General features: G+C 41.2%; 9 protein-coding genes. All 9 read right to left on the bottom strand.

Going from position 1 to position 13,342, the window contains the following annotated elements; genetic code table 11:
- Positions 1-262: 262 nt before the first annotated feature.
- The 9 genes from AACW45_RS25100 to AACW45_RS25060 all read right to left on the bottom strand — a co-directional run bounded on the left by AACW45_RS25100 (position 263) and on the right by AACW45_RS25060 (position 12,976).
- Entirely contained in the window at positions 263-1,411 is a 1,149-nt protein-coding gene (locus tag AACW45_RS25100; protein ID WP_190635448.1) for a hybrid sensor histidine kinase/response regulator, read from the bottom strand.
- 6 nt (positions 1,412-1,417) lie between these two features.
- Complete coding sequence (locus AACW45_RS25095) at positions 1,418-4,798, bottom strand: GAF domain-containing protein (RefSeq protein ID WP_190635446.1); 3,381 nt, start codon at positions 4,796-4,798, stop codon at positions 1,418-1,420.
- 182 nt (positions 4,799-4,980) lie between these two features.
- Complete coding sequence (locus AACW45_RS25090; protein ID WP_190635516.1) at positions 4,981-6,153, bottom strand: hybrid sensor histidine kinase/response regulator; 1,173 nt, start codon at positions 6,151-6,153, stop codon at positions 4,981-4,983.
- The gene (locus tag AACW45_RS25085) at positions 6,119-6,364 is read right to left on the bottom strand and encodes a hypothetical protein (protein ID WP_190635445.1); all 246 of its coding nucleotides are present in this window, start codon (positions 6,362-6,364) and stop codon (positions 6,119-6,121) included. Before AACW45_RS25085 ends, AACW45_RS25090 begins: the two co-directional genes overlap by 35 nt.
- A gap of 2 nt (positions 6,365-6,366) precedes the next feature.
- A complete protein-coding gene (locus AACW45_RS25080) occupies positions 6,367-6,813 on the bottom strand; it encodes a response regulator (protein WP_096646799.1) in 447 nt (148 codons plus the stop codon).
- On the bottom strand, positions 6,761-9,064 hold the full coding sequence (locus AACW45_RS25075) for a sensor histidine kinase (RefSeq protein WP_190635443.1): 2,304 nt from the start codon (positions 9,062-9,064) through the stop codon (positions 6,761-6,763). Before AACW45_RS25075 ends, AACW45_RS25080 begins: the two co-directional genes overlap by 53 nt.
- 919 nt (positions 9,065-9,983) lie before the next feature.
- Positions 9,984-11,450, bottom strand: a complete 1,467-nt coding sequence (locus tag AACW45_RS25070; protein WP_190635441.1) for a dolichyl-phosphate-mannose--protein mannosyltransferase — start codon at positions 11,448-11,450, stop codon at positions 9,984-9,986.
- A 13-nt stretch (positions 11,451-11,463) separates the two neighbouring features.
- Complete coding sequence (locus AACW45_RS25065; protein WP_190635436.1) at positions 11,464-11,616, bottom strand: hypothetical protein; 153 nt, start codon at positions 11,614-11,616, stop codon at positions 11,464-11,466.
- A gap of 85 nt (positions 11,617-11,701) precedes the next feature.
- Positions 11,702-12,976 carry an RNA-guided endonuclease InsQ/TnpB family protein gene (locus AACW45_RS25060; RefSeq protein ID WP_190635433.1) on the bottom strand — a complete coding sequence of 425 codons (1,275 nt, stop codon included), beginning with the start codon at positions 12,974-12,976 and terminating at the stop codon, positions 11,702-11,704.
- Positions 12,977-13,342: the final 366 nt, after the last annotated feature.

The raw sequence follows: 13,342 nt of genomic DNA, 5'->3' as shown, positions 1-13,342 counted from the left end.
AGTCAAAGGCGGGCAAGACTTCGGCGTGAGCGCTCAGTCGAACGCTGCCCACCCCACAAGATTGGATAATTTATTTCTTGGAAGTCCCAAAAAAGAATGCGACAGATTGTAGGGGCACTGGCACTGCCATGCCCTCTAGAATATTTTGATGTATCGCTTAAGTCAATGAAATAAAATCCCTCAGAGGAGGACTGAGGGATTTACCAGGAACGCGTATTGAGAACAATATACAATACAATTGTACTATACAGGGGAATTTTAGTTAAGGTGCGGAGGGTGAGTTAGAGGTAAAAATTTTTTGTGCGGGGATGACGACGGTAAAAGTTGTACCCACGCCCACATTACTATGAACGGAGATTTGTCCTCCATGTGCATCAACACACTTTTTGGTGATTGATAACCCTAATCCCGTTCCAGGAATTTTGTTGACGTTGACTCCGCGATGAAAGGGAGTAAATAATTTAGCTTGATCTTGCTCTGTAAGTCCAATACCTTGGTCATGAATCTGGAATTCAATGCAATCTGGCTCACAGTGTAACGTAAAGGTGACTTTGCTGGCTTCTGGAGAATATTTCAGGGCATTTTCTAGCAAATTTGTCAGGATATGCTGCAATAAGCTGGCATCAAGCTCATAAAAAAGATTGGCTGTAGTGTCGCATCCAGAAACAGTAAACACTAATCTTTCTGTGGTTGGAGAACGGAATTGTAAATCTTCTACCAAGTAGGAGCAAAAATGATAAATATTCAGTGGTGTTGGTTGACAGTGAAATTGTTCTTGTTCTACTTGTCCGAGAACTAACACATCTGTAATCAGTTGCGCCATGTGCTTGATGGTTATTTTTCCCCGTTCGATATGGGCTTGTCGCTTTTCGGGGGTGAGTATATCTGGTTGTTCCAAAAGTTCCAATGTGAGGAGGAGGGAACTTAAGGGATTGCGGAATTCATGGGAAACGATGGAAACAAATTGAGATTTTAGCTCGTTGAGTTGTTTTTCTTTCTTTAATGCTTGTCTATTAGCTTGTTCGGCGAGATGATTAGCTAAGGCTACTTGAATTGCAATAATTAAATCTTGTTCTTCAAAGGGTTTAACAATGTAACCATAGGGATGGGTAGCGATCGCTTGTGCTAATGTAGCTTCATCAGCATGGGCAGTCAAAAAAATCACGGGTATGTAAAACTGTTGGCGAATTTGATCTGCTGCTTCAATACCGCTTTTATCGCCTTGCAGGTAAATATCCATCAACACTAAATCGGGTTTTGTTGTCGCCACAAGTTCTAAAGCTTTGGCGGCAGAATTAGCAGTTCCACATACGCTATAACCTAATTTTTGAAGATGTTGTTTGATATCTAAAGCAATCACCCACTCATCTTCGACAATCAAAATAGTTGGCAAAGAAGAAACTTGCGCCATGATACCTTAAACCCTTTTGTGCAAGATAATTGTAAACTGACTGCCTCCTTGTCTATCTACTTGTACTTTACCTCCTAGCTGTTCTGTTAACCCATATATAAGTTGCATTCCTAGGGAAGTTGTATGTGCTGGATCGATGTGCCCAGGTACTCCGATTCCATTATCTTTGACAACTAGACAATAATGTTCGGAATCGTCGAGCCAAAATTGCAAAGCGATTTCGCCGGCTTGTTGGGGAAAGGCATATTTCAAGGCGTTAGATACTAACTCATTGATGATTAAACCGCAGGTAACAGCTGTATCTAGGTCGAGTTCCACATCGGACACATCCAGGGAAATACGGATAGATGCTTTATTAGACGTATAAGAACGGACTATATCTTTAACGAGTTTTTCTACATAGGAGGCGAAGTGAATCCGGGCTAGATTTTCCGAACGATAGAGGCGTTCGTGAATTAGTGCCATTGTTTTGACTCGCCGTTGGCTTTCAGTTAATAATTTGAGGACGGTAGGATCGTCAATGGTACTGGCTTGTAGGTTTAACAAACTAGAAACCATTTGCATATTGTTTTTTACCCGGTGATACACCTCGCGCAATAAAACTTCCTTTTCTTTGAGAGATGCGCGGATTTGTTCTTCTATTTGCTGACGTTCTTGAAGTTCAATTTGTAGTTGTTGATACAGCCCCGATTGCTGGATGGCGATCGCTAATTGGTTGGCTATGTGTTGCAATAGTTCCATCTCCCAAGGCAACCAATGGCGCGGCGCGGAATTTTGATACACTGCTAACAAACCCCAAAGATCATCTCCCGAAAAAATCGGTGCGATCGCGTAAGCTCTGGCTTGAAACTGTTCTAAAAGGGCTATATGACAATCTTGATGCCCAATTGTATAAATATCTGCCACAGCAAAGCTTTCGTGATTTTTGTAACGTCCTCCTTGAGTTTCTTGCAGATAAGTATCTACCCAGACTTTTTGGATATTGGGTTGTACTAGTTCCAGCCAACCGGGGGTAACTGATTCAACGATAAAATGTCCACTCCAATCGGGATTAAATTGATAAACCGCTACCCTGTCAGCTTGTAATGTCTGCCTAACTTCTGTGACTGCGGTGGTGAGGATAGCATCTAAATTTAAAGATTGGCGGATTTCTTGGGTAATCAGCCGTAGTACCTGCTCTTGTCTGGCTTGGTGGCGGAAGATTTCTTCTGAGCGTTTGCGATTAGTGATATCCATCGCCACTCCCACTAGGCGAATCGCTTTTCCCTCAGCGTTGAGAACACAAGCACCTCTGGCGTATAACCAACAGCCTGCTCGCCGTAGCAATCGATATTCTACTTCAAAGGTTGCACCTTGTTGAATTGCTTGCTGGGTTTTTTGGACTACATAGTCGCGATCTTCCGGATGGACGCAACTTAAAAACAACTCAAAGGTAGGAAAAGGACTGATTTCGCTGCCATTTTCATCGAGAACCCGTCCTTGAGCATCGGTTTTAAAGCCAAATAGCTCATATTCTTGCGGTGACCAACGGACGACTTTTGTTTGTGGGTTTAATTCCCAAGTACCCATTTTAGCGGCTGAAAGAGCCATTTGCAATTGGGAACTGCGTTCTTGTACGCGCTGTTCTAGTTCTTGGTTGAGTTGTTGTAAAGCTGCATCGGCGCGTTGGCGATCGCGTAGTTCTTGCTGTGCTTGTTGATAAAGTTGTGCTTGCTGAATAGCGATCGCTAATTGATCGGCTACTTTAGTTGCTAATTCTATCTCTTCCTGCTTCCAAGGAGCTTCCGCAATGGCTTTTGACAGCGATAAGCTACCCCAAATTTTCCCGTTAACAACGATAGGTGTTAACAACCAAGCCGGGGGAAGAGACTGGGAAATTTTCTGGTTAATTGGATCTGTAATGCTCTCAACAGTATTTACCTGCACTACCTGCAGTTGTTTGAGTTGTGCCGCATAGGGATTCCCAATATCGGGAATTTCTAAACCTGTCGTATCTACAAGGGATGTATCTTGGCGGTGAGTCGCCAGAACTTGCCAACATTCACGTTCTGGAAAGTACTGGACAATTGTAGTCCGGTTCACTCCCAATAATTCCGTGACTTCAGCTATGGTAGTGGAAAAGATGGTAGTTAAATCTAGAGAACTGCGAATACTTTGGACTACGCGATTTAAAGTTTGTGCTTGCTGTGCTTTTTGCTGTAAGGCAATTTGATCTGCTTTGCGTTCGCTAACATCCCGCGAAATACAGAGTATTGACTTAATGACATTTTCGTGTGTTAGCTCCGGCGCGATCGCCATTTCAAAATAACGTATGCCATAAAGTGTAGGCGTTGCAAATTCAATTATCTGCTTTTGCCCTGTGGTTAATAATGTTTGTACAGCAGCTTCCCAGGTATGAACCATTGTTTCTGGCATACCAATTTCGCGACAGGTTCGACCGAAAAACAATTCTGCGGGAATGCCGGTGATTTTTGTCAGGGCGGGACTAGTATAAAGATGCCGCAATTGCGTATCGAAGCGTTCAATAATATCCGGGGAATTTTCCACCAAGGTTTGATAAAGCTGTTGCGATTCTTGCAGCGCCGTTTCCACAGCTTTGCGCGCCGAAATATCCGTGACGAAACCTTCTAAATATAGCAGTTCACCACTGTCAGAAAATATACCTCTACCCCGTTCCCAAACCCATTTTTCCGTTCCCGATTTGGTGATAATGCGGAACTCAAATTCATAGGGTTGCTGTCGGGCGACGGCTTTTTGAACCGATTTCCAGACGCGATCGCGGTCATCTGGGTGAATTTCTCGACCACAGTAAATTGTGCGTTCGATTACGTATTCTTCCCAGGAATAACCAGTAACTTTCACTACTCCTTCGCTGATGAATTCTGGGGTATAATTGCGATCGTTAGCTACCCGGTAAACATAACCAGGGAGATTGCTAATTAAAGTAGATAAACGCCGTTCGCTTTTTTTTAAAGCTTGAGCGGTTTGATAATGAGTTGGCGTAGTTTGCCAAACAGTAATCACAGCTTGCACTAATTGAGGGAGATTTGCCGGTGACTTGATGACATAATCATCTAACCCTGCTTTCATCGCCGTCACAGCAATTTCTTCACTACCGGAATTTGTGAACATAATCACGGGACAATCGCTCATCTGCGCTTTGAGACTCCGCAAAATATCCAGTCCGGTTGTCCAAGGTAATTGATAATCGGTAATTACTAAATCAAAGTTAGCAGATGCGATCGCCTGAGCTAACTCATCACCATTAACAATTTCTGCAATATCAACTTCTGGGAAGGCGTGAGTCAGTGCTTGAATGGTGAGAGCGCGATCGACAGAGTTAACATCAATTAGCAAAATTTTTTGTAACAACTGCTCTCGGCTCATCAGCTTCCGCTTCCACTGGGTTGAACGAAGAAATATATTTTGGTGTTAGGGACTTCTAACCAAAAAATATACTATCACTGTCTAGGCAGAGGGTCAGGAGGACAATTGTAGAGACGCGATTCATCGCGTCTGTGCCCAATGCCCAATGCCCAATGCCCAATGCCCAATCGATCGCGCAGCAATTACAATTCCAGCAATGGTAAAATCACCGTAAAGGTTGAACCTACTCCCACTTGGCTATTAACGAAAATTTCACCGCCATGTGCGTCAACACATTTTTTCACAATTGCTAAACCTAAACCTGTACCAGGAATAGAACCAACATTTTCTGCACGCTGAAAGGGTTGAAATAAGCGCTGTTGATCTGCTGTGGGTATACCTATGCCTTCATCCGCAATCCGAAATGCGATCGCTTGTTCTTGACCAATGAGTTCAAATTTAACTGTACCACCTGGTTGTGAATATTTAATGGCATTTGTCAGCAAATTGCCCAAAATATGCCGCAATAAACTTTCATCCCACAGAGCATTTCTAAATTCTCCGATACTGGTAAACACCAGATTGATTTGCTTATCTTTGAGATTTAATTGTGCTTCATCAATAAGTTGTCGGCAAAAGCTCTGTAAATCTAAGGAGATGAGTTCGCATTGCAATTTACCTGAATCCGCTTGACCGATTAACGACACTTCATCCAATAGCTGTGCCATGTTTTTAATCGCCGAGCGAATCATTTGAAAATGAGAGCTTTTTTTCTCTTTGGTTAATTTATCACCGCTATCTTGGAGTAAACCAGCCGCGAGGAGAATTGTATTTAAAGGATTGCGGATGTCATGGGAAATCATGGAAACAAATTCTGATTTGAACTGGTTAATTTCTTTCGCTTTTACCAGTTCAGCCGTGCGTTCTTCAACGCGAGTTTCTAAAGTTTTATTAGTTGTCCGTAATGATTCTAAAACTTGTTTGCGGGCGATCGCATAATGTAGAGAGCGCACCAACACATTAACATTTACCTGTCGTTTCACTAAGTAATCTTGTGCCCCTTGTCTTACCGCTTCAATTGCTAGGGCTTCGTCATTGGTGTTAGTTAAGACAACAATCGGGACACTAGGGGCAGAATCAATTAACTTAGGTAGAGATGATAATCCGTCGCTATCCGGGAGAGTTAAATCTAACAAAATGGCATTATAGGAGTATAATCCGTGGTCTTGAGTTAATTCCTGGAGTGCATTCTGTAAGCGTTGTACGTGAACTACAATAAAGTCTTGAGATTGAGCTTGCTTCAGAAACTCTTGTAACAATCTCGCTTCTGCTAAGTTATCTTCAATTAACAAGATTTTTACTGAGTCTGTCGCCATCATTTTCTGGTTCTACCTCCTCTTTGAAAATGGGCATTGGGCATTGGGCATTGGGCATTGGGCATGGGGCAAAGACGCGATGAATCGGGCATGGGGCAAAGACGCGATGAATCGGGCATGGGGCAAAGACGCGATGAATCGGGCATGGGGCAAAGACGCGATGAATCGCGTCTCTACAATTGTTTCCCTTCCCTGTCCGCCTGGCTAACACGCCTACTCCGTCGGCAATGTGGCAGTAGAGAGCCAAAACTCTTCAATACCTTTGACGATTTGAAATAGCTGGCTCAGGTTACGAGATTTAGTGATGTAGCAATTTACATGCAAATCGTAACTATGAAAGATATCATCTTCGTTGTGGGATGTCGTCAGCACGACTACTGGTATCCGTTTAAGTGTGGGGTCGGTTTTGATTTCTGCTAGTACCTCCCGTCCATCTTTTTTGGGTAGGTTTAAATCCAAGAGAATCAAGTCAGGCCTGGGAGCATCAGCATATTCACCTTCTTGGCGTAAATAAGCCATTGCGTCCATACCATCCCTGACGGTTACCACTTGGTGTGGTACGGTGCTATTTTTTAGCGCTTCTTGGATTAAGCGGATATCGGCTTTATTATCCTCGACCAAAAAGATTGTTTTGTGTTTTTCTTCCGTTTCTACGCTCACGCTCGCGGCCTCCGACTGGAATCGTAAAGTAGAAGCTTGCACCCGCACCTAACTGCGACTCTACCCAGATTCGTCCCCGATGACATTCTATAATTTTCTTACAGATTGCTAGGCCCATGCCTGTGCCGGGATATTCTTCTCTGGTGTGTAGGCGTTGAAAGATGACGAAAATGCGATCGCTAAATCTGGGATCGATACCTATACCATTATCCTGCACGGAGAATAGCCACTCATCTTCTAAACGTTCTGCGCCGATGTAGATTTGTGGTGGTTTTTCGCTGCGGAATTTGATGGCGTTACCGATGAGGTTTTGAAATAGCTGCATTAGTTGTGTACTATCAGCCATCACTGTTGGTAAAGGATCGTGTTTAATTATGGCTCCAGTTTCGTGGATGCGTCCACGTAAATTACTGAGGGCACGATTTAGGGGAGTTTCTACCTCAGTTAGCCCAAATGCGATCGCTTGCATATCTACTTTGGAGTACGCTAATACATCATCGATTAGCGTTTGCATTAAACTCACGCCTTCAACGGCAAAGTTAATAAATTCCTTTGCGTCTTCGTCGAGTTCGGTTTCGTAGCGCATCTCTAATAGCTGTACATAGTTTGCTACTTGATTTAACGGTTCTTGTAAATCATGGGAAGCAACATAAGCAAACTTTTTCAATTCGGCGTTAGAACGTTCTAAATCATGGGCTAATTGCGCTAGTTCATCGGCTTGGCGTAAAACAATATTAATGATCGCTTTGCGCAGTTCTAATGCAGCTTTAATTTCCGCAAATTGCCAAGGTAAAGAAGTTAATTGCACCGTTTCTTTCCACAATTCAAAAGATTTGCGGGGAACTAAGCGCAAATTTCCTTCTGATTGGTTGACTTCAAAAGCTTCATGAGGGTTACCGCCCCAGTTGACAGTTTGAATGACTTCTGGTCTAAACCACAACACATAATTGCGTTTAGAAATGGGAATAGCTAATAAACCGCTAGCTACATTTTTAAACTTTTCGGCATCTGGATAAATTTGTGGTAAGGAATTTGTATAAAATACTTCTTCCTTTACATTATTCTTCAGCCATTGGACTAAAAAATTCAAGTCTTCTTCATTGGGAGTTTCGCCAATTACTGTACAATTATCGCCAAAACAAACAGCTGCACCTTGGGCGCTAGTTAAGTCTAAAAGATTTGGTTGGTGTTTAACTAATCCATCAATAAAGTTTTCTTCTTGAGACATATATTCCATCAAAACTGATTGAATATATGCCAAACTCATGCGGTAATCGTAATCTTCTGTTTCTTCTCGTGCAGAAATTTCTGTAAATATGACTCTTCCTAAAAATTCGCAGGCTTTCCGCAATTCATAGGAAACATATTTTGGCGATTGATGGTGACAAGCAATTAAACCCCAGAGTTTACCGTCTTTGATTAAAGAAATTGTCAAAGAAGCACCTACACCCATGTTATGTAAATACTCTAAATGACATGAGGCTGCACTTCTGAGAATCGAATTAGTTAAATCAATCGAACGTTTACTAACTGGGTTTTCTCCCGGAATAATTTGGATAGGTTCGGAATAAGCATCGGGAATTAAGCGGATAAAATTAGAAGCAAATAATTTTCGCGCTGGTTTAGGAATATCTGACTCTGGATAATGTAACCCTAAGTAAGGTTCCATGCTGTCTAATTTTTCTTCTGCAATCACAGAGCCATGTCCGTCATCATCAAATTTATACAGCATGACTCTATCAAATCCCGTCACTTTCCTAACTTCTTGGACAATGATTTGACAGAAATCATGCAAATTGGTAGTTTTTTCTAATTGATTAATGGAAGCTCGCGCTAAATGATAAAAACTCAAAAAAGGAATACTTTCTTGAGAAATAGCTGGTTCTAATTCTAAAATTAAAATTCCTTCGGGGTTGCGATGAAAAACTGCGTCAAATACCACATATTCATCGCCTTTTTTTCTCACCCATACCTTAGTAGGGTTAATATAATCGAGATTACCTTGTAATAGCCCTGATTTAATTCTCTCAATTTGGAAGGGATCGAGTAATTCTTCTAATTTTTTTTGCAGAACATCTTCAGCCGCAATGCCGAAAACGCTCCATGTATTATTACTAACTTGGATAATCTTTAACTCTGGTTCTTGCAGCACAAACAGCACGCCGTGAGGCTGAATGCGGCTAGAATTATGTATTGCTGCTTCTTTCAAGCTGCTAACATTAATACCTTGAACTTCAAATTCGGCTACCATGAGACTTCTCCTCTATAGGGCGGGAGCATCAAAAGTAAAGTAGCAATCAGTGTAGATTACTTACTAAAATTTCCACATTACTGATGATGTTAACAATTCATTTGCAGGGAGTGAGATAAATACCTGAGTGGAAATTTTTTCGGCGTTGCTTATTAGTGGGATGATTTTTGTCTCACGCAGAGGCGCAGAGGCGCAGAGAGTAAGAGTTTGAAAAATCAAATTTTGAATTTTCATCCCTTTATTCAGCAATGCAATTTTTTCCTTATCAGAGAGGATTTTCAGTTTCCAAATATATACTGTTAAGCACCTGACGGGAATTTTCTGATAAGTAATTAGGGCTAAGGGACTAAAGTAACAAATTTATCTATGACGTATTTATTCCTTAATTGCTAATTCTTGCCCTATTTACTGCCCTAGCTTTATTATTTCTCATATTGAGAATTTTTTGATTTTCCGTAGCAATACGCAGATTCTCCCTTTTCTGCTTGGCAATTTACAGTTTAACAGGCTGCTACATCATCGGGGGATAAGATATATAAAAACCTCGTGATTAAATCAATTGGTAAATATGTAGTTGTATTAAATTAAGTTTCCAGTTAGTAAATTAAATCAAATTTAATCAGCAACAATGTAAAGCTAATCTGGCTAATAATGGCTGAGTCTGTTGGATTAATTGCTCAACAGATAAGCGCTCAGGTAAGCTAAAAGTACATGATTTTTAACCAGAGTTGTGAATTGCGCGATCGCTAACTCAATTCATGCATAATTTATGTAAATATTTTCCGGCAACATAAATCCGATAAATACCAATTTACCAAAAAATATAGGTAGAAATACATCTAAACGCAACACTGATGTTTAGCTCCCCGACTTCTCGAAGAAGTCGGGGAGCTGTTACTCCAGTGGGTATGTGTTGATTTTAAATCCAAGTGCTAAACCACATTCGCAATTTATAACCTTCAGAAGTGAGGGGTAAACCTAAATAAATTGGCATCCAGAAGATAAAACCAATTAAAATCAAAAAACTCACAGTCACGCCAATAGCGCGTAATTCGCGATGATAGCTGCGCAGAGATTGATCGACAAACCAAGCGATCGCTAAAAAGACATACACGACAGCACACATATAATGATAGATAAATACGCACCTAGTGACTTTTACCCAAGGTAATAAGTTCGCGGCATAATTGAAGACGATAAATATAGCAATCCAAGTGTCAATGGAAAGAGTTGCAGGTACAGATAAGGGCTGATTTTTCCATAAAGGTATGACTATTTTAGATAATAGCCATCCTGCTAAAAATAACATAGCACCCATTCCCGACCACCACAGAAACGGATTACCCATTGCATGAACATCATAAATTACCAAGCCATCAGCAGCAGGTAAATTCGGCCCCATTACAGGTAGAGGATCGCTAAAATGACGAGTGGTTTGATAATAATAAGCCATTGGTCGAGTCATCAACGGCCATTTGTACCAAGCTGCACAATAAGGATGCACATCGGGGGTATTACCACCCATGTGTAGGTGAAAGTTTAAAATTTGTCGATGTACTTCGATAAAACCATAACTTGTATCTAATCGCAGGTGGGGAATCCAAATTAAGCTATAGATTAAGGCGGGAATTATTCCTAAATAAAACCCCATCTGCAAAATATTTATCTCTGTTAGCTTTTCTAGGGGTGTGAGTGGTTTTGTATCTATTTTATTAATTGGTTTATCAATTGGTTGCTTGTTTAAATAAGCATGTAACAATCGCAATAACCAAGCGGTAACCCATATTAAATAAGTTCCTAAAAGGAACCATAAACCATTCCATTTTGTGCCAATTGAAGCACCAAAACCAATACCAGATGCAATTAACCATAAAGCACGCCGTCGTTTTTTGTTTTCTAAGGCTAATAATAAAAACCACTGCCCTAATAAACCAAAAATGACAATATAAATATTATTCAAAGCATAGCGAGATTCAACCAAAAATAAACCATCACAAGCTGTAAAAAATCCTGCAAGTAAAGCAAAACTGCGACGATGACTAATTTGATAAGCAATTGCAGCTACTACTAGAGGAATAAATGAACCAGTGAGCGCATTTACCCAACGATAACTCCAAGGCGATAATAAAGAACCTGCTAAACCATTAACTTGTTGTTGCCAAAAAGGAACATGTTGACCTAGCCAAATGCCAATACCAATAATATATTGACTTAAGGGAGGATGAGCGTTAAAAAAGGGAGTATTAGTGAGATAGTTGTTACCAAATTTGGCGAAGTAAACTTCATCAAATACTAGGGTATTGAATCGATCCAAACCCCAAAAACGCAAGGCAAATGAGAAAATATATATAGTTAAAAGTCCAATGCGAAACCAATTTTTTGTCATTTGTTATTAATCATTAGTCAGTTGTCAGAGAAGCGATGAACCCTTGTCTGTACAATTTTTCGTTTTGGTGAACTAATTCGATAACTAAAGCGACGACAGCGCGAGGAGCGATGGGTTTGACGATATGTCTTTGGAAACCGACTGCGATCGCTTTTTGCTGGTTCACTTCTCCAGCATAAGCACTTAAGGCGATCGCGGGAAGAGATTTGGCTTGGGGTAGGCGGCGAATTTGTTCCTTGACACTCCCCTGCCTAAAGGCGAGGGGATTCTACATTCATAGACTCGCCGTTAGACAGCAGGCTTGCACCAACCGCCCAAGAGGGCAAATCTCCTGTAGCGTAAGTTCCCGTGTGCCCCACGGTACTGAGTCCTAATCTCAGAATGTTGATTGCTGCATTGATATCTCTGTCTTCGGTGTACCCGCAATGAGGGCAAACATGAGTCCTAGTAGATAGAGATTTTTTTACTTTCTTGCCACAGTTAGAGCAGTTCTGGCTTGTATTGTGGGGAGGAACTCCAACAGTTACCTTCCCATATTTATGACCAAAATATTCCAACCAACTGCGGAAAGTGTACCAACCAGCATCACTAATTGATTTAGCTAGATGTCGATTACGGAAGAGCCCTTTCACATTTAAATCTTCATAGGCTACCAAGTCGTTAGATTGGATGACGGAGTAAGCTAATCTCTTGCAATACTCTTTTCGTTGCCTACTTACCCTTAAATGTTTCCGGGCATATCTATTTCTAGCTTTGTGGTAATTGTTTGATTGTCTACTCTTGGCTTTTCTTTTAGCTAAACTGAACTTCTTAGACTTTTTACGGTTTGCGCGGTTTAACTGCTTCTCTGATTTACGGTAGAACTGGGGTGATGGTTCTACATTACCTTTATTGTCGGCAATGAAATACTTTAACCCCAAGTCAATACCAACTACCTGATTGGTTGGTTGACTTTCTATCCTGACATCGATATCAATTGCGAATTGGGCATAATACCCGTCTGCACGACGCACTAAGCGCACACGCTTAATTTGCTTGATGTCATAGTAATTAAGGTCGTAGGTTCCCTTTAATTTCAGGGTTCCAATACCTTTTTTGTCTGAAAAGGTTATAGCTTTCCTAGTATCAGAAAGTTTCCATCCAGATGATTTATACTCAACAGAACGGCAGTTTTTCTTAAACCTTGGAAAGCCTTTTTTACCTTTAATCTTCTCTCTTACAAAGTTTGGAGCGGAGGAAGCCTCCGCTCCAACTTTGCGCTTCTTGCAGTTATCGTAAAACCGAGCTATTGCACTCCAAGAGCATTCAGCCGCAGATTGTCTAGCCATCGAGTTTAATTCATCGGCAAAGGGAAACTCAGCAGCTAATACCGCGCAGTATTTATTAAGGTCATATCTACCCACATCTTTGTTATCCATCCAATAGCGCAAGCACTTGTTTTGGATGAATTGTGAGGTGCGGATAGCCTCATCAATAGCTTGATATTGCTTGTCTTTTCCTTTGACCTTGAACTCGTAAACAATCACGGGTATCGACCAGTTGACCACATATTTATGTTATTACATAATACATAAATATACCGAGAAAACAAAACATGACTGAGGCGTAAACGCCTTCTATCGGCTTTCATGAGGCAGTGCGTTGGACGGGTTCCCCGGCTTGAAGCAACTGCCGTCCCCTTGCCTAAAGTACGGAATACGGCGCTATGCGCCTGTTCCTCAAGGGTTTTCAGCCCGCATTCCTTATAAGCATGTCGCCATCGATTTCTGGCATACCAATATTACTAATAATTACAGCAGTTTTCACCTATTTGAACCACATCTGTCCTAGGGAACAACAGTAAAATTATTGTATGTACCAAAATATTGTCAGTGCCCATACGTGTCAACTTA

Source organism: Calothrix sp. FACHB-168 (assembly GCF_963889195.1).
Taxonomy (GTDB): Bacteria; Cyanobacteriota; Cyanobacteriia; order Cyanobacteriales; family Nostocaceae; genus Aulosira; species Aulosira anomala_A.
This window is presented reverse-complemented; position numbering and strand designations above follow the sequence as displayed.

Bases quoted from the DNA above. Each gene is read 5' to 3' on its own strand.
- AACW45_RS25075 (WP_190635443.1), bottom strand. From the start codon at position 9,064: ATGGTAGCCGAATTTGAAGTTCAAGGTATTAATGTTAGCAGCTTGAAA.
- AACW45_RS25100 (WP_190635448.1), bottom strand. From the start codon at position 1,411: ATGGCGCAAGTTTCTTCTTTGCCAACTATTTTGATTGTCGAAGATGAG.
- AACW45_RS25095 (WP_190635446.1), bottom strand. From the start codon at position 4,798: ATGAGCCGAGAGCAGTTGTTACAAAAAATTTTGCTAATTGATGTTAAC.
- AACW45_RS25090 (WP_190635516.1), bottom strand. From the start codon at position 6,153: ATGGCGACAGACTCAGTAAAAATCTTGTTAATTGAAGATAACTTAGCA.
- AACW45_RS25070 (WP_190635441.1), bottom strand. From the start codon at position 11,450: ATGACAAAAAATTGGTTTCGCATTGGACTTTTAACTATATATATTTTC.